18 protein-coding genes are annotated in these 19909 nt (G+C 74.5%); 13 read left to right on the top strand and 5 right to left on the bottom strand.

What is annotated here, in order from left to right; translation table 11 throughout:
• Positions 1-33: 33 nt before the first annotated feature.
• Entirely contained in the window at positions 34-1002 is a 969-nt protein-coding gene (locus tag ACQEVU_RS16475; RefSeq protein ID WP_433324297.1) for a hypothetical protein, read from the bottom strand.
• Here ACQEVU_RS16475 and ACQEVU_RS16470 point away from each other — a divergent pair.
• Positions 995-1606: an ElyC/SanA/YdcF family protein gene (locus ACQEVU_RS16470; protein WP_433324295.1), complete on the top strand. Its 612-nt coding sequence runs from the start codon at positions 995-997 to the stop codon at positions 1604-1606. The genes ACQEVU_RS16475 and ACQEVU_RS16470 overlap by 8 nt on opposite strands.
• A 64-nt stretch (positions 1607-1670) precedes the next feature.
• Positions 1671-2432: a glycosyltransferase family 2 protein gene (locus ACQEVU_RS16465; RefSeq protein WP_433324293.1), complete on the top strand. Its 762-nt coding sequence runs from the start codon at positions 1671-1673 to the stop codon at positions 2430-2432.
• Here ACQEVU_RS16465 and ACQEVU_RS16460 read toward each other — a convergent pair.
• Positions 2362-3000 carry a winged helix-turn-helix transcriptional regulator gene (locus tag ACQEVU_RS16460; RefSeq protein WP_433324291.1) on the bottom strand — a complete coding sequence of 213 codons (639 nt, stop codon included), beginning with the start codon at positions 2998-3000 and terminating at the stop codon, positions 2362-2364. The two genes, ACQEVU_RS16465 and ACQEVU_RS16460, sit on opposite strands and share 71 nt — an antisense overlap.
• 66 nt (positions 3001-3066) lie before the next feature.
• On the opposite strand from ACQEVU_RS16460, the gene ACQEVU_RS16455 reads away from it, so the two are divergent.
• Positions 3067-3558, top strand: coding sequence for a pyridoxamine 5'-phosphate oxidase family protein (locus ACQEVU_RS16455; protein WP_433324289.1), 492 nt, complete (start codon positions 3067-3069; stop codon positions 3556-3558).
• Positions 3555-4223 carry an alpha/beta fold hydrolase gene (locus ACQEVU_RS16450; protein ID WP_433324287.1) on the top strand — a complete coding sequence of 223 codons (669 nt, stop codon included), beginning with the start codon at positions 3555-3557 and terminating at the stop codon, positions 4221-4223. The genes ACQEVU_RS16455 and ACQEVU_RS16450 overlap by 4 nt, the downstream gene beginning before the upstream one ends.
• 1 nt (position 4224) lies before the next feature.
• Here ACQEVU_RS16450 and ACQEVU_RS16445 read toward each other — a convergent pair whose 3' ends face one another.
• Together ACQEVU_RS16445 and ACQEVU_RS16440 are read right to left on the bottom strand one after the other, a co-directional pair.
• A complete protein-coding gene (locus ACQEVU_RS16445) occupies positions 4225-5037 on the bottom strand; it encodes a hypothetical protein (RefSeq protein ID WP_433324285.1) in 813 nt (270 codons plus the stop codon).
• 86 nt (positions 5038-5123) lie between these two features.
• On the bottom strand, positions 5124-5432 hold the full coding sequence (locus ACQEVU_RS16440) for a hypothetical protein (RefSeq protein WP_433324283.1): 309 nt from the start codon (positions 5430-5432) through the stop codon (positions 5124-5126).
• A gap of 241 nt (positions 5433-5673) precedes the next feature.
• Here ACQEVU_RS16440 and ACQEVU_RS16435 point away from each other — a divergent pair, with 241 nt between their 5' ends.
• The 9 genes from ACQEVU_RS16435 (at position 5674) to ACQEVU_RS16395 (ending at position 17248) form a co-directional block, all read left to right on the top strand.
• Complete coding sequence (locus ACQEVU_RS16435) at positions 5674-6453, top strand: hypothetical protein (protein ID WP_433324281.1); 780 nt, start codon at positions 5674-5676, stop codon at positions 6451-6453.
• 83 nt (positions 6454-6536) lie between these two features.
• A complete protein-coding gene (locus tag ACQEVU_RS16430; RefSeq protein WP_433324279.1) occupies positions 6537-8588 on the top strand; it encodes a hypothetical protein in 2052 nt (683 codons plus the stop codon).
• 54 nt (positions 8589-8642) lie between these two features.
• A complete protein-coding gene (locus ACQEVU_RS16425) occupies positions 8643-8861 on the top strand; it encodes a hypothetical protein (RefSeq protein WP_433324277.1) in 219 nt (72 codons plus the stop codon).
• 333 nt (positions 8862-9194) lie between these two features.
• On the top strand, positions 9195-10172 hold the full coding sequence (locus tag ACQEVU_RS16420) for a LacI family DNA-binding transcriptional regulator (protein ID WP_433324275.1): 978 nt from the start codon (positions 9195-9197) through the stop codon (positions 10170-10172).
• Positions 10173-10251: 79 nt separating this feature from the next.
• Positions 10252-11442: an ABC transporter substrate-binding protein gene (locus tag ACQEVU_RS16415; protein ID WP_433324273.1), complete on the top strand. Its 1191-nt coding sequence runs from the start codon at positions 10252-10254 to the stop codon at positions 11440-11442.
• Entirely contained in the window at positions 11439-12299 is an 861-nt protein-coding gene (locus ACQEVU_RS16410; protein ID WP_433324271.1) for a carbohydrate ABC transporter permease, read from the top strand. The genes ACQEVU_RS16415 and ACQEVU_RS16410 overlap by 4 nt, the downstream gene beginning before the upstream one ends.
• A gap of 77 nt (positions 12300-12376) precedes the next feature.
• A complete protein-coding gene (locus tag ACQEVU_RS16405) occupies positions 12377-13156 on the top strand; it encodes a carbohydrate ABC transporter permease (protein WP_433324269.1) in 780 nt (259 codons plus the stop codon).
• A gap of 7 nt (positions 13157-13163) precedes the next feature.
• Positions 13164-15110, top strand: a complete 1947-nt coding sequence (locus ACQEVU_RS16400; RefSeq protein WP_433324267.1) for a glycoside hydrolase family 31 protein — start codon at positions 13164-13166, stop codon at positions 15108-15110.
• Complete coding sequence (locus ACQEVU_RS16395) at positions 15110-17248, top strand: hypothetical protein (RefSeq protein WP_433324265.1); 2139 nt, start codon at positions 15110-15112, stop codon at positions 17246-17248. The genes ACQEVU_RS16400 and ACQEVU_RS16395 overlap by 1 nt, the downstream gene beginning before the upstream one ends.
• Positions 17249-17278: 30 nt before the next feature.
• Here ACQEVU_RS16395 and ACQEVU_RS16390 read toward each other — a convergent pair whose 3' ends face one another.
• A complete protein-coding gene (locus ACQEVU_RS16390) occupies positions 17279-19777 on the bottom strand; it encodes an Hsp70 family protein (protein ID WP_433324263.1) in 2499 nt (832 codons plus the stop codon).
• Between the last annotated feature and the right edge of the window lie 132 nt (positions 19778-19909).

Genomic DNA, 19909 nt, shown 5'->3' with positions numbered 1-19909 from the left:
ACACACTGCCCACACAGTGCGCGGCGGGTGCGGTCAGGCCGGGTGCAGGTTGGTCCACGATCGGGTGCCGGGACCCTCGGCCGCCCAGGCGCCGAGCAGCTCGCGGGCCTCCCGCTCGGCGGCGCCGAGGAAGAGCCGCTGCTCCCCGTCGAACTCGCGGCGCTCCTGCTGGATCGACGACCGGCTGCAGCAGGCGCACAGGTCGACGCGGCTCGCGAGCACCTCGAGACCGAGGCCGCGGCGGTTGAACGCCGCGGCGAGCTCGTCGAGCTCGCCGGGGCCGCAGGTGACGAGCACGGACAAGGTGGCCGTTTCCGACGGTTCGAACAGGGCGACCTCGTCGAACACCGGCACGGTCATGGTCCCGTAGGTGCGTTCGCCGCTGGGGGCGCCGTCGTGGACGACGACCTCCCCGAAGCGGCGGGACGGGTCGAACGGCACGTTGATCACGCGGGCGCGGGTCGGGCACAGCCGCATGGCCCACACGACCTCGTCGACGCCGGCGAGCCGGATGCAGGCCGGGCCGAGCTGCGCGTCGATCTGCTCGGTGCCGGGGAAGGGCGGCAGGCCGTAGCCGGCCCACGCGTCGCGGGCGGTGGCCCAGTCGCGCAGGACGGTCGCGGCGGTGCCGAGGTTCCAGTAGGCGGGCTCCTCGGCGCCGCGCTCCACGAACGTCACGGCGACCTTGCCGGTTTCGTACGCCCGGGGCCAGTCGCGCGCGAACTTGTAGGCGAGGGCGGCGTCGAACCAGACCGCCTTCGCCAGCTCGCCGCCGAGCCCGGCCGCGGCCGCGGCGAGGAGGTCACCGGCGCGCGGCCAGTCCTCCGCCTCGAAGGCCTCCTCGCCCTGCGTGAGCGCGGCGACCGTGTCCGGGCTCGGGTTCGACCCTTCCGAATGCATGCGCGGACGGTACCAGCCGGCCGCGTGGCCGATCGCGGCGGTGACCGGCGGATCCGCGCCCGTCAAGGCCTGCACCGCCGGGTAGATTGCTGCCATGGCCACCGCCACCACGCTGCTGGTGCTCGGCCGCGGCGTCGTGCCGGTCGCCGGCCGGTACGAGCTGTCGCCCGGCAGCGCCGCCCGGGTGCGAGCGGCCGTCGAGTACGCCCGGCGGCACTGGGGCGACGCGCCCGGCGCGGTCGCGGTGTTCGCCGGCGGATGGGCGGGGGCGGCCGAGGGCGCGCCGGCACCCCCCGAGCGGTACCGGGAGGGCGCGCTGATGCTCGCCGCGGCCCGGGCGGCCGGCCTGGCCGGGCTGGCCGAGCTGCGGGCCGAGACGCGCTCGCGCAGCACGCTGGAAAACCTGCTGCACGTCGCCGAGCAGCGCCTGCTCGGCGACGGGCCGTACACGGCGGCCCGGCCGCTGGGCATCGTGTCGCACGCCTGGCACCTGCCCCGCGTGCGTGACCTCGCCGGCAAGGTCCTGGCCCTGCGGGGCGCGGCGCTGCTGGACGTCCCGGTCGCCGGCGACGGGCCGGAGGGGCCGCGGGGCTGGGCCCTGCTGCGCCTCGGTTCCCGGCTGTGCTTCGCCGGCGCCACCAGCCCGCCGGCGCTGCGCCGCCGGGAGCGCCTGGTCGTGGCCGCGGCCCGCGCGGCCCGCCGCTGAGCCGTGCATGAACACCCGGCCGATGGGGCATCGACGTGGGTAACCGCCCGGCGAGGAGGCCCCCATGATCGTGCTGCTGCCCGTGTACCTCCCCGACAGCCGGCTGACCGAGCTCGCGGCCGCGCTGCGGGCCGAGGCGCCCGCCGCCCACGTCGTGATCATCGACGACGGCAGCGGCCCGTCGGCGGCCGGCGTACTGGACGCGGCGGGCCGGACCGGCGCCGCCGTGCTGCGCCAGGCGGCGCACCGGGGCAAGGGCGCGGCGCTGAAGGCCGGCCTGCGCCACGTCGCCGACGCCGTGCCGGGACGCACCGTGGTGACCGCCGACGGCGACGGCCAGCACCGCGTCGAGGACATCCTGCGGGTCGGCCGGCACGCCGGCGCGACGAACCGGATCGCGCTCGGCGCCCGCCGCTTCGACACCGCCGTCCCGCCGCGCAGCCGGATCGGCAACGCGCTCACCGGCGCGCTGTTCCGTGCGGCGACCGGCCGGCGGATCCGCGACACCCAGACCGGGCTGCGCGGCTTCCCGGCCGCGACGCTGCCCTGGCTGTGCTCGATCCCCGGCGACGGGTTCGACTACGAGATGAACGTGCTGCTGGCCGCCGTCGCCGCCGGCCGCGAACTCGACGAGGTCGAGGTCTCGACCACATACCTCGACGGGAACTCCGGCTCGCATTTCGCCCCGCTCGCCGATTCGCTGCGGGTGTACCGCCCGCTGCTGCGCCACGCGCTGTCCCGGGCCACCGGCGCGCCTACGCAGCGTGCGGCGCCGGGCGCGGAAACAGCGTCACCAGACGCTGCACGAGGTCGCGGTCGCCGCTGACGGTGACGGAGCCGTCCAGCGGCGCGCCGGCGAAGATGAGCGACCGCCACGCCGCGGCGGACGTCTCGACGGTCGCGTCGGGCGCGCCGGCCGGGCCGCGGGTGATCCGCAGCGCGCCGCCGGCGATCTCGCACGCCAGCGGGTCGCCGTCGAGGATTAGCGCCCAGCGCGCTTGGAGGCCGGCCGCGGCCGGGGCGTCGAACGTCGTGCGCATCGCCAGCGCGAGGGCGTCGACGCTCAGCTCGGCCGTCGTGGCGAGTTCGGCGCGGCTGCCCCACCGGGCCAGTTCCAGCAGCGCCGGCTCGAGCTCGCGGCCGCGCTGCGTCAGCTCGTACGCCCACGCGCCCGTCGGCGGCCCGAAGTACACGCGGCGGAGCACCCCCGCCTCCTCGAGCTCGGTCAGGCGGCTGGTGAGCATGCTCTGGCTCGCGCCGGGCAGGCCGCGGCGCAGCTGGGCGAAGCGCTTCGGGCCGAGCAGCAGCTCGCGCACGACCAGCATCGCCCAGCGGTCGCCGACGAGGTTGAGGGCCCGGGCGAGGCCGCACGGATCGTCATAGGTTCGCGCCACGCCGACGATTGTACTAGCATCACACCTAGTGGTACTAAATTAGCACCAAGATGTGGAGGTGCGGCGATGACGAATCTTGCGCAGGGTTCCCCGGGGCTGCTCGAGCACGAGGTCGCGGTGCGGCTGCTCGGCTCGCGGGAGCTGGCCCGGCTCGCCTACGTGGCGGCCGACGGCACGCCCCGGGTGATGCCGATGATGTTCCACTGGACCGGCGAGGAGCTGGTCATGTCGACGTTCGCGGGCGCCGGGAAGATCGCCGCGCTGCGGGCCCGGCCGGCGGTGGCCGTCACGATCGACGTGCCCGGCCCGCCCCCGGAGGTACTGCTGCTGCGCGGGGACGCCGAGGTCACCGACGTCGACGGGATCGTGCCGGAGTACGCGCTCGCGCACCGGCGCTACTACGGCGCGCAGCAGGGCGCGGCCAACGTGGCCGCGGTGGACCACCCGGGCACGCGGATGGCCCGCATCGCGCTGCGCCCGTCGTGGGTCGGGGTCCTCGACTTCACCACGCGCCTGCCCGCCGTGCTGGCCGGGGCGGGCGCCGGGGGTGCGTCGTGAGGTACGTGCTGGTGCCCGGGGCCGGCGGCGCGGCGTGGTACTGGCACCGGGTCGTGCCGCTGCTGCGCGACCTCGGCCACGACGCGATCGCCGTCGACCTGCCCACCGGGGACGACAAGGCGGGCCTGCGGGAGTACGCCGACGCGATCGTCGCCGCCGCGGGCAACGAAGGCGACGTGGTGCTGGTCGCGCAGTCGATGGGCGGGTTCAGCGCGCCGCTGGCCTGCGACCGGCTGCCGGTGACGCAGCTGGTCCTCGTCAACGCGATGATCCCGGCACCGGGCGAGACCGCCGGCGAGTACTGGGCCAACACGGGCCAGGAGGCGGCGCGGCGCGCCCTGGACGTGCGCGAGGGCCGCGACCCGGACGCCGAGTTCGACCTGCTCGTGCACTTCTTCCACGACGTGCCGCCCGCCGTCACCGAGGAGGCGATGCGGGGCCAGCCGCCGCAGTCGGACACGCCGTTCGGCGAGCCGTGGCCGCTGCCGGCCTGGCCGGACGTGCCGACGCGGGCGCTGAGCGGCCGCGAGGACCGGCTGTTCCCGCTGGAGTACCAGGAGCGGGTCGTCCGCGAGCGCCTGGGCCTGGCCGTGGAGCCGATCCCCGGCGGCCACCTGTGCGCGCTGAGCCGCCCGGCCGACCTCGTCGCCCACCTCACCTCGTGAGTCAGGCGCCGCCCCCGGGCGCCCGCGGGTCGGAGACGTCCTCGGAGGGCGACTCGAACCGGCCCAGGACCGCGCCGGTGTGCGGGTTCACGAGGTACCGCTGAAGCCACTCCTCCTCGTCCTCGGTCTCCCCGGCGACGGTGACCACGGCGGTGCCGACATCGAGGTAGCCACCGATCCACTCGACGAACGCCTCGTCCGGGTCGTGGCCGAGCGCCTCGACCGCCACCCGGGCGACGACATCGCCGTCCGGGTAGGTGTGGAACGCGGCGTCGGCCTGCCCGTGGTCGACGGTCATGAAGTGCCGCCCGTCCGGCGCGATCGCGACGAGGGACCGGTCCGTCCACGGGTACTCGTGCAGCTCGATCCGGCCATCGTCGATGCGCGCGCGGTAGGTGCAGCAGCCGTCCTGGCCCTCGCCGACGTCGAGCAGGAGGTGTACGGCATCCGGGTGCGCGAAATGCCTCGCGCCCTGCCCGACCGTCGGCAGGGCGGCCGCGTCGATGAGCCTTCCGGTGGCCCCGTCGAGCGCGAGCCAGCGATCCGGGCCCGCGTCGCGGGCCATCGCATCCGGCATGTACACCCACACCGTGGCGCCGTCGAGCGAGTACGCGCAACCGGCGCGCGCGCCCGGCCGGGGCTTCGCGGGCGGCGCGATCTCGAACCGCCAGACCTCGCCGCGGCCGTCGACGCAGACGACGAGGTCCGGCGTCACGTACACCGCACGGCGCCCGCCGGGCGCCACGACGAAGCCGTCCGGCCGGGCGTCGCCGATCGGGAAGGCCGCGGCCTCGGGCCACGGTAAGGTCGCCATGGGCGGCGACCTTACCGGAGCGGGGTCAGCGGAAGTTGGTCACAGCGAGGCCGGCGCCGCTCTGCCACGTCCATGAGTTTCGAAATTTAGACGTCCTCGCCGAGGTACTGCCGGCAGCCCGCGGCGCCGGGGTGGCCCGACGGCGGGGCGCCCCGGCGCAGCTCGAGGTCCGTGGCGGCGGCCGTGCCCGCATCCAGGCCGGGGAAGCGCCGGAACAGCAGCGCCGATCGGTCGGCCGCGTCGAGGCGGCCCAGCGACGCCACCTCGGCGTCGGTGAGCGGGCCGGCCGCCCGGTACGCGGCGATCATCCGCGCCGCCTCCTCGTCCGGGAAGAGGGCGTGCAGCGCCGCGCGCAGATCGGCCGCGTCATCGGGGCGCCGGAAGACTTGCCACATCGGACATCACCTTGGACCAATTCGTCCGTAGCCCTGAGCCTGCGCCCGGCCCGGGGCGTCGGCAAGCGGAGGCCGCGCATGTCTACCCGGCGGGTTCGGTCGTTCGGGCCCGGCCGCGGCGAAACGGTGGAGGGCGCTGCGGCCGTACGGCAGGCGGGACCGCACGGCGAGCGGCGGACCGGTAGCCTCCCTCCGGCGCCGCCGCCCAGCGGGTGCGGCGGGCCGCAATCAGGGAGGCATGATGAAGTACCTGCGCGTCCTGCTCGTCGCCGCACTGGCGAGCGGCGCCCTGGCCGGGTGCGGTGGTGACGAGCCGCTGGACACGAGCGCGGCCGGTGCCCCGGCGTCGACCGCGCCCGCGCCCAAGGACGTGTTGCTCAAGGCCGTCCAGACCCTCGACAAGGCCTCGTTCACCTTCACCGTCAAGCAGGCCGGCATGTCCGGCGGCGGCCGCGTGGACGCCAAGGCCAAAGCGGCGTCGGTCGAGATGAGCGGCAAGGTGGAGGGCACGACCATCTCCCTCGCGTACATCGTGATCGCCCCCGACGTATGGCTCAAGGCCGACCTCGGCGCCGCCGGGAACAAGCAGCTCGGTATCACCAAGACGAAGTGGATGCACCTGGACCCGGCGAAGGTCGAGGACAAGACGCAGCTGCCGATCGACACCGACGGCAACCCGGCCATCGGCACCGCCGGCATGCTGCAGGGCGCCGCCGACGTCAAGCAGGCCGACGCCACGCACTTCAGCGGCGTCGTCGACGTCACCGCGGCCGACAGTCTGGTGGCGCCGGACGAGCAGCTGCTCAAGAAGGTCGGCGACAAGGCCAAGGCGGTGCCGTTCACGGCCACGGTCGACGACCAGGGCCGCCTCACCGCCCTCAAGCTCGACGGCTCCGCGATCGACCCCGGCCTCACCATCGACCTGGTGTTCAGCGGCTTCGACGCGGTCAAGCCGATCACCAAGCCGTCCGGGGCGATCAACGCGCCGGCCTCGCTCTACGCGATGTTCACCACCTCCTGACGCAGGAGCGGGTGACGTACGATCGGACGGTCATCGATCCGCAACGGATCGACGACCGTCCGTAACGCGAATGGGGGGAGACGATGGCCGACGACCACGACGGCGTCTCCCCCTGGGCGCGCCCCGTCTACCAGCCGCCGCGGCGCCCCGACGACCCGTTCTACGCCCCGTCGCCGTGGGCCGACCCGCCCGCGGCCGCCGCGCCCGCCGAGGTCTGGGAGGCCCCGGCGCCCCCGCCGCCGGCCCCCGCCGCGCCGCCGGCGCCACCGGAGCCCGAGGCGCCGCCGGTCTGGGACGCGCTCGACGCGGCCCCCGCGTGGGACACGCCCGCACCGCCGGTATCGGCACCGCCATTGCCGGCGCCGCCGATGCCCGGGCCCCCTCCGGCGAGGCCGCCGGCGTCACGCAACAGTGTGCTGATCGGGCTGCTCGGGGCCGCCTTCGTCGCCGTCGCGCTCGGCATCGCCGGCATCGTCGTCGCGGTGGGCGGCGGCCCGGACGGCGACGCCGCCGACGCCGCCGTCGAGGCCCTCACCGGCGCCAACGGCGTCCACAGCCGGGTCACCTTCAGCAGCCCCGGCGGCGCGTCCGTCGACGCCGACCTCACGTTCACCGCCGACGGCATCGGCAGCGGCACCATCACCGACCCCGGCGGCGGCACGGCCGAGGTGCGCAACAACGGCCTGCACACCTACGTGCGCGGCGACGCCGACTGGTGGTCGCGCCGCTCCCCGGAGACGGCGTCCGCGCTCGCCGGCCGCTGGGTCGAGCCCCGGCCGGGCGTCGCCGTGCCGGTCAACATCGCGCTGTCGCTCACGCCGAAGGCGCTCGGCGCGGCGGCCGGCAACGCCATGTCGGGTCACGACCCGAAGGCGGCCGGGACCGCCGTGTGGCGCGGCCAGGTTGTGGACGTGCTGCAGTACGGCGACTGGACCCTCGCCCTCACGAAGTCCGCCCCGCGGTCGTTGGTCTGGCTCGGCGGCCCGCTGGGCGCGGTCGGCCGCCTCGAGCCGGAGGGCCGCCTCCCGTCCGGCGCGCGGGTCGCCATCGCCCTGGACGCCCCCGACGACGCCACCCTGGCGCAGACCCGGGCCGCGGTCGCCGACGTGCTCACCCCGGCGGCCGCCGGCCTGTCCGGCAGCGGCGCGGCGCCCGGGCCCGCCGCCTCGCCCGCGCCGGCCGAGCTGGTGTCGCAGTTCAAGGTGGTCAACGTGCCGGCGCCGCGGTTCGCGATCCGGGTCAACGCGCCCGCCTGCGCCACCCCGCAGTGCCAGTGGAGCGTCACCGTGACCAACGTCGGCAGCGCCAACGGCGACGCCACGGTCCTGGCCGGCGTCGCCCCCGGCACCCCGGTGCGCACCGTCCACCTCGGGGCGCTGCAGCCCGGCGCCTGGTCGAGCACGCCGGTGATGACGTTCGCCAACCCGGGCACGGTGCGCTATTCCGTCCAGGTGTACTCCCCCGCGCTCGACGGCCCCGACCCCGCCGTTCGTCAGCGCCTCCAGGCCCTCGGCGTCGACCCGTCGCAGTCCCCGGTGATCAACGAGCTCGACCCCGCCCTGCAGCGCCAGATCCTGCTGGCCGCCGACGCGATGACCCGCGGCCGCGGCACCCTCGGCGCCGACGAGCCGTCCCGCGTGGTCGGCGCCCTCGAATGGCTGGTCAGCGACCACCTGCTGCCCGAGCTGCAGACGCTCGTCACGTCCGGCCGCCTCGACGACCCGGAGCACATCGCCGCCCGCCTCGGCCAGCCCAGCGCCCGCCGCGCGGTCGAGTTCGCCGCCGCGCTGCTGCGCGCGGACCCGGCCGTCCACGTCCGCATCGGCGCCGCGGGCGCAGCGGTCCAGGACGTGACGAACCAGCGCGCCTACCGCCTGCTGCCCGACCGGGCACAGGTTCCCGACGGCTTCACGGCCGTCGCGGTGCTGTTCGTCGAGCCGACCGGCCCCGAGTACGACCTGGACCGCGCCGGCCTCGAGGCCTTCTACGGCGCGCCGGAGCGCCACCACCGCCTCGACGACGCGCTGTGCCCGGGCGGCACCGCGGCCGGCGCCGAGCTGCTCGTCGTCAACGGGGCGGGCCGCGAGCGCTGGAAGCGCGACCAGTTCCACGGCCTGGCCGCCGCCTGCCCCTGAGCCGATCGCCACCGGGCGGGGCTTAGCCGCCGCGCGGGCGGGTACGAGGTGACCATGGACGACAACACACCGATCATCTCGGGCGTCCCGGCCGCGGCCCGCACCGTGGACGCCAACGGCCGGCACGAGGCCCGCACCGGGGCGGACCAGGAGTGGACCGCGGAGGACCTCGCCGCGGCCGAGGGCCACGACCCGACACCGGAGAACATCCGCCGCGCCCAGGCCGAACTCGACGAGCTCGGGCCGGCGGCCATCGAGAAAACCGTCCCGTAGCCCGGACCGCCCGGCCCGCGCACGGCGGCTTGCCCGCGACACGGTGGCGCCCTCGCGACACCGCGGCCCCCTCGCGACACCGCGACGCCCCCGCAACACGGCGACGCCCCCGCAACACGGCGGCGCCGTCGAAAGGCGGCGCCCAGCGACAGCGCTGCAAGCCGTTTGCCGCCGACTGCGGCTGCCTCCGCGCCTCGTCGCGGCGACCCGGCGCGACCTCTTGCCGCCGGGTTGCCGCGATGTTACGGTCCACCCGTCGAACTGATTCGACAGTTCGACGCGCCGGCCTCACCCGGGGCGCCCGGACGGTGGCGGGAGGAGGAGACTCGGGCAATGGCAGTGACCATCGCGGACGTGGCCCGGCACGCGGGGGTGTCGCGCAGCACGGTGTCGTACGTGCTCAGCGGCAACCGCTCCATCTCGCCCGAGACGATCGCCCGGGTCGAGGCGAGCATCGCCGAGCTGCAGTTCCGGCCGCACGCCGGGGCGCGCTCCATCCGCACCAAGCGCACCGGGGTCATCGCCATGGCGCTGCCGCTCGTGCACGGGCCCCACAACCAGGTCCAGATGCCGTACGTGTGGGCGGCCCTCACCGCCGCCCAGGACGCCGGCCTGAAGCTGCTCATGCTCACCGACGACGACGGCACGTCCGCGATCCGGGACGCCGTCGGCACCGCGCTGGTCGACGGGGTGATGCTGATGGAGGTACAGCAGAAGGATCCCCGGGCCAAGCTCCTGCGCGCGCTGCAGTGCCCGGCCGTCCTCGTCGGCACGCCGGACAACCCCTACGGCCTGCCGTACGTCGACTTCGACTTCGTCGCCTGCGGGCGCGCCGCCGCCGAGCACCTCGTCGAGCGCGGCCACACGCACGTGGGCTTCCTCGGGCAGCACCCCGAAACCTACCGCCGCGGCGCAGCCTACGCCGCCCACGCCCGCGACGGGGCCCTCGACGCGCTGCGCGAGCAGGGCGCCGCGGCGACCTGGACGCCCTGCCTGCCGACCGCCGGCGGGGTCGTCGACGCGCTGGGCGAGCTGCTCGAGGGCGACCCCGGCATCACCGCGATGGTCGTCTACAACGAGTGGGCGCTGCCGCTGGTGGCCGACCGGCTCGCCGGGCTCGGCCGGCCCGACGTCGACATCGTCGCCATCTGCCCCGACGACGCCGTCGACCGGCTCGCCACGCCGGTCACCTCGGTGTCCCTGCCGGTCGAGGAGCTCGCCCGCACCGCGGTGCAGCGCCTCGCCGGGCTGCTCAACAACGAGGTCCAGCCCTCCGTCACGATGCTGGCCCCGCTGCTCAAGGTCCGCTGAACCGACGCCCCCCGAACACCCCGCTCCCTTCCGCAGTTTGTCGAATCAGTTCGACAAATCGAGAGAGGCTCACCCCCACATGAGAAAGCTCGCGGCCGCCGTCCTCACCGCCCTCGCGCTCACCGCGTGCGGCAACGGAGCCGGCGGTACCAAGGACGGCACCGACACCCTGACCGAGATCGACTACTACGAGGCCGCGCCGCAGAACACCCAGCTGCCGAAGCTGCTCGACGAGTGCGGCGCCCAGGTCGGCGTCAAGGTCCAGCACCAGCAGGTGCCGCGGGCCCAGTTCATGCCGAAGCTGCTGCAGCAGGCCTCGTCGCGCTCGCTGCCCAACCTGGCCCTCGTCGACAACCCCGACCTGCCGCAGCTGGCCGCGACCGGCGGCCTGGTGGCACTGAAGGAGCTGTCCACCGACGGGCTGTACCCCTCCATCGTGGCGGCCGGCAAGTACAAGGGCGACACCTACGGCATCGCGCCCGGCGTCAACGGCCTGGCGCTGTACTACAACCAGGACCTCTTCACCGCGGCCGGCATCCAGCCGCCGAAGACCTGGGACGAGCTGACCGCCGCCGCGAAGGCGCTCACCAAGGGCACGCGCTACGGCATCGCCTTCTCCGCCGTCGGCACCGAGGAGGGCAGCTTCCAGTTCGAGCCGTTCTTCTGGACCGCCGGCGCCAGCCTCGGCAAGCTCGACTCCCCCGAGGCGATCAAGGCCCTGGCCCTGTGGAAGGACCTCGTCGAGGCCAAGGCCGCGTCCAAGTCCGTCGTCACCTGGACCCAGGCCGACGTCAACGACCAGTTCATGGCCGGCAACGCCGCGATGATGGTCAACGGGCCGTGGCAGCTGCCGACGCTGAACAAGAAGAGCGACCTCAAGTTCGGCATCGTGCCGATCCCGATCCCCTCGCCCACGGCGAAGCCGGTGACCCCGCTCGGCGGCGAGATGTGGACGGTCGGGCACAGCAACCCGCAGCGCGAGGCGAAGGCCCTGTCGGTGCTCAAGTGCCTGCTGAGCCAGGACAAGAGCCTCGAATGGTCGAAGGCGGCCGGCTACATCCCGAGCAACCAGGCCGCCGCGGCCCAGCTCGCGCAGAGCGACCCGCAGCTGTCGGCGTTCGTCGAGGAGGTCGCCACCGCCCAGGCCCGCACCGCCGAGCTCGGCACCGGCTACCCGAAGGCCAGCGAGGCGCTGTTCAACGCGATCCAGGCCTGCCTCGCGGGCGGGAAGTCGCCGGAAGAGGCGCTCAGGGCGGCTGCCCAAAAGTGAAGCGGCTCGCCTTCGTCGTCCCGGCGTGGCTGTACCTGATCCTGTTCTACCTCTATCCGCTCGCCACCAACGTGCGGATGGGCTTTCAGGAGTACACGGTCTCGTCCTTCTACACGGGCGTCGCGCCGTTCGCCGGGCTGCGGAACTACCGCGAGGTGTTCCGTGACCCGGCGTTCGCCGGCACCTTCACGAACACGGTCCTGTTCACCGCCGGTTCGCTGGCCTTCCAGTTCGGCATCGGCCTGGCCCTGGCGGTGTTCTTCCGCCGCCGGTTCCCGCTGGGCGGCGTGCTGCGCTCGCTGCTGCTGGTGCCGTGGCTGCTGCCGCTGGTGGTGTCCGGCACGGCGTGGCGGTGGATCCTCGAGACGGACTCGGGCGTGCTCAACCAGTCGCTGCTCGGCCTGCACCTCATCGACGAGCCGATCCCCTGGCTGGCCAGCACGAGCATGGCGCTCACCGCCGTCACACTGGTCAACGTCTGGGTCGGAATTCCTTTCAACATGGTGATCCTGTACGGCGGGCTGCAGTCCATCCCCGACGAGCTCTACGAGGCCGCCGCGCTGGACGGCGCCGGGGCGTGGCGGCGGTTCCGGCACATCACGCTGCCGCTGCTGCGGCCCGTCACCTCGGTCGTGCTCACGCTCGGGCTGATCTACACGCTGAAGGTGTTCGACGTCATCATGGTGCTCACCCAGGGCGGCCCGGCCGACTCGTCGCAGACCCTGACGACCTACTCCTACGACCTGTCGTTCCAGCAGCTCGCGTTCGGGCGCGGCGCGGCCGTCGGCAACCTGCTGATCGTCGTCGCCGTGGTGTTCGCGATCGGCTACCTGCGCGCGGAACGGCGCTCGTCGTGAGGCGCGCTGATGCCAAGTCTGGCTCGGTTCGGCTTCGCAAAGACCGACCCAGACCCGGCACGAACACCACGATCGGCGTGATCGTCCTCGCGGTCATGCTGTTTCCGTTGTACTGGATGGTGAACGCGTCACTGCTGCCGTCCACCGACCTCATCAAACCCACGCCGGTCTGGCTGCCGATCCACGGCACCCTGGACGGTTACCGCAACGCCCTGTCCAGCCAGGGCAGGCACCTGCTGACCAGCGTGTACGTCGCGCTCGGCACGGTCGGCGTCACCCTCGCCGTCGCCGTGCCGGCCGCGTTCGGCCTGGCCCAGCTCGGCGCCCCGCTGCGCCGCTCGCTGCTGTTCGGCCTGCTGGTGGCGCAGATGATCCCGGGCATCGTGATGGCCAACGCGTTCTACGTGGCCGCCAACGAGCTCTACCTGCTCGACACCCCGCTCGCGCTGATCCTGGCCGACTCGACGCTGTGCGTGCCGTTCGCCGTGCTCATCCTGCACGCGTTCATGCGCGGCATTCCGGCCCAGATCCGCGAGGCGGCCCAGCTCGACGGCGCCTCGGCGCTGCGCACACTGTGGTCGGTGATCCTGCCGGTGAGCCGCAACGCGGTCATCACCGCCGGGCTGTTCTCATTCCTGTTCGCCTGGGCGGACTTCCTCTTCGCGGTCACGCTGACCACCCGCGACGAGGCCGCCCCCATCACCGTCGGCATCTACCGCTTCATCGGCGCGCACATCAGCGACTGGAACAGCGTGATGGCCACCGGGGTCATCGCCTCGCTGCCGGTCGCCGCGCTGCTCGTCGTCGCGCAACGGTACGTCGCGGCCGGCATCACCAGCGGCAGCGTCAAGGATTAGGAGAGCAATGACCACTGCGCTGACCTGGCGGCACGGCCACGACGTGCTCGTCGCCGAGCCCTGGGGCGCCGACAGCGTGCGGGTCCGCGCGGGCCGGCACCGCATCGCCGACGACCGGCCCGGCGCCCTGCTCGACCGGCCCGCCGACCCGGGTGCGTCCATCGTGGACGGTGCGCTCGTCAACGGCCGGCTGCGGGTCGAGGTGAGCGCCGGCGGGCTGCTCACCGCCCGCCGCGCCGACACCGGCGAGGAGCTGCTGCGCGAGGCCCCGGCCCACTTCTGGTGGCCGGGCCCGCGGCACTTCGAGCCGGCCGGCGGCGGGGGCCACCGCGTCGAGCAGCGCTTCGCCGCCTACGACGGCGAGCGCTTCTACGGCCTCGGCCAGCACGGCCACGGCCGCTTCGACCAGAAGGGCATGGTGCTCGAGCTGCAGCAGCGCAACGGCGAGGTGAGCATCCCGTTCACGGTGTCCAGCCGCGGCTACGGGCTGTTGTGGAACACCCCGGCCGTCGGGCGCGTGGAACTGGCCGCCAACGGCACCCGCTGGGTCGCCGACCGGGCGCCGCAGATCGACTACTGGCTCACCGCCGGCGAGCCCGCCGAGATCCTGCGCCGCTATGCCGAGGTGACCGGGCCCGCGCCCGAGCTGCCGGCCTGGGCGTCGGGCTTCTGGCAGAGCAAGCTTCGGTACCGCGGGCAGGCCGAGCTGCTCGAGGTCGCCCGGGAGTACCGTCGCCGCGGCCTGCCGTTGTCGGTCATCGTCGCGGACTACCTGCACTGGCGCCACCTCGGCGACTGGGACTGGGACGGCGAGGACTGGCCCGACGCGCCCGCGATGGTCCAGGAGCTGCGCGGGCTCGGCGTCGAGCTGGCGGTGTCGGTGTGGCCGTCGGTCAGCCCGCTGTCGGCGAACCACGCCGCGATGCGCGACGCCGGGCTGCTGGTGGCGACCGACAGCGGCAGCGGCGTACACGCGGAATGGCCCGACGGCGAGACCGACGCGCCGATCGGGGTCTCGTTCTACGACGCCACGGACCCGCGGGCGCGGGAGTTCCTCTGGGCGCGGGTGCACGAGTCGTACGGCAAGGACGGCATCCGCGTGTTCTGGCTCGACGCCTGCGAGCCCGAGATGCGCCCCGGCCACTTCCACAACCTGAGCCTGGCCGCCGGGCCGGGCGCCGAGGTCGCCAACCTGTACCCGCGCGAGCATGCCCGGGGCGCGTTCGAATACCTCGGTCAGCAGGGCGAGACGGAGGTGCTGTCGCTGGTCCGCTCGGCCTGGGCCGGTTCGCAGCGCTACGGCGCGGCGCTGTGGTCCGGCGACATCCCGGCGACGTTCCCGGCGCTGCGGGCGTCGGTGCGGGCCGGGCTGAACGTCGCGATGAGCGGCATCCCGTGGTGGACGACCGACATCGGGGGCTTCCACGGCGGGGACCCGGACGACCCGGCGTACCGGGAACTGCTCGTGCGGTGGTTCCAGTTCGGCGCGTTCTGCCCGCTGTTCCGCCTGCACGGCCACCGCGAGCCCCGCACCGGCCGGGCCGGCGTCGGGGTCGGTGGCGGCCCGAACGAGGTGTGGTCGTACGGCGACGAGGCCTACGCCATCCTCGCCGCCTTCCTGCGCCTGCGGGAGCGGCTGCGCCCGTACCTGCACGAGCAGCTGCGCTCCGGCCTGCCGCTGCTGCGCCCGCTGCTCGTCGAGTTCCCGTCCGACGCCGCCGCCTGGGACGTCGAGGACGCCTTCCTGTTCGGCCGCGACCTGCTCGTCGCGCCCGTCCTGTACCCCGGCGCGCGTGACCGCGAGGTGTACCTCCCGGCCGGCGCCCGCTGGACGCACACCGACACCGGCACCACCTTCCCGGGCGGGCGCAGCGTCACCGTCGACGCTCCGCTGGCCCGGATCCCCTTGTTCCTGCGAGACGACGCCCGTCTCCCCATCCATCAGGAGGATTGATGTCCCGCGCCGCTCCGCCAAGCCGCCTCGTCGCCGTCCTGCTCCTCGCTCTGGCGCTCGCCGCCGTGCCGTCGGTCGCTTCGGCCGCCGACACCACCGTCAGCGTCGACTTCTCCGCGGTCGGCAAGACGCCCACCTTCGCCGGGTCCGGGTTCCTGTATGGACTCAACCAGGACGGGTCCGGACCCGCCGACTCCCTGCTGCAACCCTTGCACCCGACGCTGTTCCGCGGCGGCGGGGCCCGCATCGCCGGCCACGGCTGGATCGGCGACGGGTACGCCGCCGGATCCGGCTACCAGGTGCGCCTCAACTCCGCCATCGGGCAGGCCCGCCGGGTCACCGCCGCGCCCTACAACGCCACCTACCACCTGCTCGTCTCCGACGTGTGGGGCGCCGACACCGAGCAGCCGTCCAACACCGTGTACCCGTGCGACAACGGCGACTGCACCAACTGGCGCGCGTTCGTCAACCGGCTCGCCACGGACGTGAAGGCGTCGGGGGCGCGGGTGCAGTACGACATCTGGAACGAGCCCGACGGCACCGGCTTCTGGCCGCGCGGGGTCAACAGCGCGCAGTACTACCAGATGTGGAACACCGCGGTGACGGAGTTCCGCCGGGTCGACCCGGCGGCCGTCATCGTCGGCCCGTCGTACTCCGGCTACAACCACGCCTGGCTCGACGCCTGGATCACCCGGACCAAGGCCGACGGCACCCTGCCGAACGTCCTCAACTGGCACTTCGGCAACGACCCGCTGGCCGACTCGGCCGACGCGGCCGCGATCGTGAGCGCACACGGGGTCGCGGCGCTGCCGCTCACCATCGACGAGTACCTCTTCTCCGGGCAGCAGCAGCCGGGGTACCTCGCCTGGTTCCTGTCCCGCCTGGCCGCGTCCAACGTCTCCGCGGCCGCGCACGCGATCTGGTCGGACTGCTGCGTCGCCGGCACGCTCGACTCGGTGCTGTGGAACGGGCAGCCCACGGGGCAGTGGTGGACGTACCGCGCCTACGCCCAGATGACCGGGAACCTCGTCGCGGCGACCGGCTCGGGCCCGATCGGCGTCGCCGCAAGCATCGACCGCAACGCCGGCCGCGCGGTGGCGCTGCTGGGCAACCAGACGGGCCAGACCGGCACCACCACGGTGGCGATGCGCGGCGTGCCGTCGTGGCTCGTCACCAACGGCCGCGCCCGCGTCACGGTGGCCCGCATCGCCAACCAGTCCCCGCTGACCGGACCGGCGATCGTCTCCAGCGCCGACGTCACCGTCACCGTCGGCACGCTGAACGTGGCGGTGCCGATGACGGCGGGCTCGGACGCGTACACCGTCACGCTCGGCACCCCGCTCGACGGCGGCACCACCGGCGGACCGACCATTGTGGACGCCGCCGCCCCGGACTTCACCTACGACGCCAACTGGGGCCTCACCACCGGCGTCCCCGACATGTTCAACGGCACGGCGAACTGGAGCCACGTCGCCGGCGCCACGGCCACGTTCCGCTTCTCCGGCACCCAGGTCGCGCTGCACGCCGTCCGCGACGTCGACCAGGGCCGCATGACGGTCGCGGTCGACGGTGGTACCCCGGTGACGCTCGACAACTACGCCGCCACGCGCAACGCATCGGGCGTCGTGTGGACCAGCGCCGTCCTGGCGTCCGGCCCGCACACGCTGACGATCGTGAACACGGGCCAGCGCAACCCGTCGAGCACCGGCATCAACATCGCCCTCGACCGCGCCGACGTCACCCAGGCGGCGGCCGCGAGCACGTACGACGGCACCGACGCCCGCTTCGCCTACGGCTCCGGCTGGGGCCTGACCACGGGCGTGCCGGACATGTTCAACGGCACCGCGAACTGGAGCTTCACGGCCGGTTCGACGGCGACGTTCACCTTCACCGGCACGCGCGTCGCGCTGCACGCGGTCCGCGACGCCGACCAGCAGATCATGGCCCTGTCGCTGGACGGCGGCGCGGAGACCCTGGTCGACAACTACGCCGCGGCGCGCAACGCCTCGGGCGTGGCGTGGACGAGCCCGGTGCTCGCCGCCGGTTCGCACACGCTGCGGATCCGGGTGACCGGCATGAAGAACGCGGCCAGCAGCGGATGGAACGTGGCGATCGACAGCGCCGACGTCACGCCGTAGCCGCTCCTCCCCGGTCCCGGCCGTGCGGCGTCACGGCCGGGACCGCACCGGCACCAGGCAGTACAACGCCTCCCCCTTGATGACGAACGGCTGGTTGCGGTCCGGGCAGCGCTCGGACCGCGGCACCTGCTCGGTGATCTCGAACGCGCCGCGGGCATCGCAGTCGACGACGGTGGCGCGGTCGGCCTGCTGCGCCACGCACTCCCCCACCTGGAAGTCGTGATCGGGCATCGACCCGGTGAGCTTCAGCGCCGCGAGGGTACCGCCGCCGAGCGCGACCAGCGCGACGACGAGCGTGATCGCGGCGCTGACCCCCGGCCGCATCCGCTGCCGCCGGTGCCCGCGGGGCCCGGACGGCTCCGGCCGGCGCCTGGCCCGCGCCTCCCGCCACCGCCGCACCCGCTCCCGCGCCGACGCCGGCCGGGAGCGGTCGGCGAGGGTGAGCTTGGGCGCCGGGAACAGCGGCGAGGGCGAGACGGCGACGTCGGACAGCGGCAGCTCGGCGTCCGCGTCCCAGCCGTCGCGCTCGTGGAGCGGCTCCTTCTCGGCCACGGCCCCGCGGCGCGCCGACTGCATGTACCGCCGCACGACCCGCACAACCGCCCCGAAGTCCTCGACCTCGCCGGCACTCTCGCGCTCGACGACCACCTGGGGTTCAGGTTCAGATTCAGGTTCCGGCTGCGGTTCCGGCTCTGGTTCGGTAATGGCTCTGAGCGTGGCCAGCACGTCGGGCTCGGCCACGGCCTGGTTCGGCTCGGGCTCGTGGGGGATGGTTGCGGGCTCCGGGGTGACGGCGTCCGGGGGCGGCTCGCGCCGCGTGCGGAACTTCGTCACCATCAGGTCGAGCTCGGCCTCGAACTCGTCCAGCTCGGCGCCCGCGGCGCGCAGACCGACGGCGGCCGCGTGCAGGTCGGTGGAGGCCAGGTCCATCTCGCTGCGCAGCTGGATGACCTCCTGCGCGGCGGACACCAGGTCGGCCTTGACCGCCCGGTACTCGGACTGCGCGGCCCGGCACTCGGCGCGGATCTTCAGCAGCTCCTGCTCGAAGCGCCACGGCTTGTCCTGCTCCAGCACCCAGAGCTCGGCGCGGATCTCCCACGGCTCGAGCTGTACCGGGCGGGGCTGGGCGGCCGCGACGACCGGAGCCGGTGCGACCGGGGGTGGCGCCGCCGGCGCGGGAGCGGTCGGGGCGGCCGCGGCCATCGGCGGCGCGACCGGGGTCTGGCGCAGCGCCGTGGTCCGGGCGTCGCGGGGCGCCGGCCGGGCCGCCGCCGGGCGGGCGGCGGCTGGGGGCGCGGCGGGGGCCGGGGCGTGGGCCTGGGCCCGGGTCGCCTCGCGCTGCAGGGCCGCCCACGGGTCCTCCGAGGACGGCCAGGCGGACCGGGCCTGGAACTGCGGGCTCGGCGCGGCGGGCGACTGCGCGCCGGGCTGCTGCTGCAGCGCCGCCCACAGGTCGTTCGGGTCGACGCGCGGGCCGGTCGGCACCGCCGGCGCCTCGGGGCGCCGCGGGCGGCGGGGGACGGCGGAGGGCTCGGCCAGCAGGGCGCCTTCGGCGAGGATGGGGCCCTCCAGGTGTACCGGCAGCAGGCCCAGCGTCTCGACCAGCATCTCGGTGACGAGGGGGGTGTCCGCGACCCCGCCGGTGAGCAGCAGGCCGGCCAGGTCGCCGACGCCCGCGCCGGCGACGAGCGACGCCAGGGACTGCATGGCGCGTTGCAGCGGCGGGCGGGCCAGCGCCTCGAACTGGGTCCGGGTCAGCGTCATGCCGGAGGCGGACCAAGGTACCGGGATGGTCGACGCCTTCGCGGCGGTCAGCTCCTCGCGGCCGGCGCGGGCGCCATCGAGCAGCGCCTGGTCGGGGCGCCACTGGCCGACCGTCCGGCGGGCGAAGGCGGAGCCCAGGTAGGCGAGGATCGATGCGTCCAGCGCCAGGCCGCCGGCCTCGGGGACGGTGGTCGAGGCGATCAGGGACACGGTGCGGCCGGTGCGGGCCACGACGGCCGCGTCGAACGAGCCGGCGCCGACGTCGACGACCACGGCCGAGGCGCCCTCGGGCAGCGGGAGCCGGCCGGTCTCGTCGGCGTGCAGGGCCGCGGCGACGGGCTCGGCGACCAGGCGGGCGGGGCGCAGGCCGACCAGGTTGGCCGCCTTCTCCAGCACCGTCGTGTGCGGGCGGTGCCAGGCCGCGGGGTGGGTGAGGGCGACGCTGGCGAGGGGGCCGCCGACGACCCGGCGGGAGGCGGCGGCGACGTGGGTGAGCACGGCGGCGAACAGGCTGCGCACCGGGCACTCGACGCCGCCGAGGACGACGGCGCCGCGGTCGATGCTGCGGCGCGGGTACGGCTCGAAGCGGTCGGGGCTGGCCGCGCCGGCCTCGATCGCGTCGTGGCCGGCGGCGAAGTGGGGCGCGTTGTCCAGGCACACCGCGGACGGCTCGAGCAGCAGCTGCTCTCGCCGCCCGTCCGGCCGGGCCAGCACCGCGGCGGTGCGCGCGGTGCCGAAGTCGATGCCGAGGTGGTATCCGCCCACCCTTGCAGGCTAATACGACGAAACCGGGCCAAAGCGTGGTTTCTCGCCCATGACGATCGGACCTGCGGCGCAAGGCCGGACAAAGGGGCCGAATCCACGCGGCGCGGCGGCCCGGGCGGTCGTACTTTGGTC

The sequence above is a fragment of the Dactylosporangium sp. CA-139066 genome, from assembly GCF_050936175.1.
In the GTDB taxonomy this organism is placed as follows: Bacteria; Actinomycetota; Actinomycetes; order Mycobacteriales; family Micromonosporaceae; genus Dactylosporangium.
This window is presented reverse-complemented; position numbering and strand designations above follow the sequence as displayed.

Excerpts from the sequence above, each read along its gene's own strand:
- ACQEVU_RS16415 (WP_433324273.1), top strand. The coding sequence starts at position 10,252 with ATGAGAAAGCTCGCGGCCGCCGTCCTCACCGCCCTCGCGCTCACCGCG.
- ACQEVU_RS16435 (WP_433324281.1), top strand. The coding sequence starts at position 5,674 with ATGAAGTACCTGCGCGTCCTGCTCGTCGCCGCACTGGCGAGCGGCGCC.
- ACQEVU_RS16420 (WP_433324275.1), top strand. The coding sequence starts at position 9,195 with ATGGCAGTGACCATCGCGGACGTGGCCCGGCACGCGGGGGTGTCGCGC.
- ACQEVU_RS16470 (WP_433324295.1), top strand. The coding sequence starts at position 995 with ATGGCCACCGCCACCACGCTGCTGGTGCTCGGCCGCGGCGTCGTGCCG.
- ACQEVU_RS16430 (WP_433324279.1), top strand. The coding sequence starts at position 6,537 with ATGGCCGACGACCACGACGGCGTCTCCCCCTGGGCGCGCCCCGTCTAC.
- ACQEVU_RS16440 (WP_433324283.1), bottom strand. The coding sequence starts at position 5,432 with ATGTGGCAAGTCTTCCGGCGCCCCGATGACGCGGCCGATCTGCGCGCG.
- ACQEVU_RS16455 (WP_433324289.1), top strand. The coding sequence starts at position 3,067 with ATGACGAATCTTGCGCAGGGTTCCCCGGGGCTGCTCGAGCACGAGGTC.
- ACQEVU_RS16395 (WP_433324265.1), top strand. The coding sequence starts at position 15,110 with ATGTCCCGCGCCGCTCCGCCAAGCCGCCTCGTCGCCGTCCTGCTCCTC.
- ACQEVU_RS16400 (WP_433324267.1), top strand. The coding sequence starts at position 13,164 with ATGACCACTGCGCTGACCTGGCGGCACGGCCACGACGTGCTCGTCGCC.
- ACQEVU_RS16425 (WP_433324277.1), top strand. The coding sequence starts at position 8,643 with ATGGACGACAACACACCGATCATCTCGGGCGTCCCGGCCGCGGCCCGC.
- ACQEVU_RS16445 (WP_433324285.1), bottom strand. The coding sequence starts at position 5,037 with ATGGCGACCTTACCGTGGCCCGAGGCCGCGGCCTTCCCGATCGGCGAC.
- ACQEVU_RS16465 (WP_433324293.1), top strand. The coding sequence starts at position 1,671 with ATGATCGTGCTGCTGCCCGTGTACCTCCCCGACAGCCGGCTGACCGAG.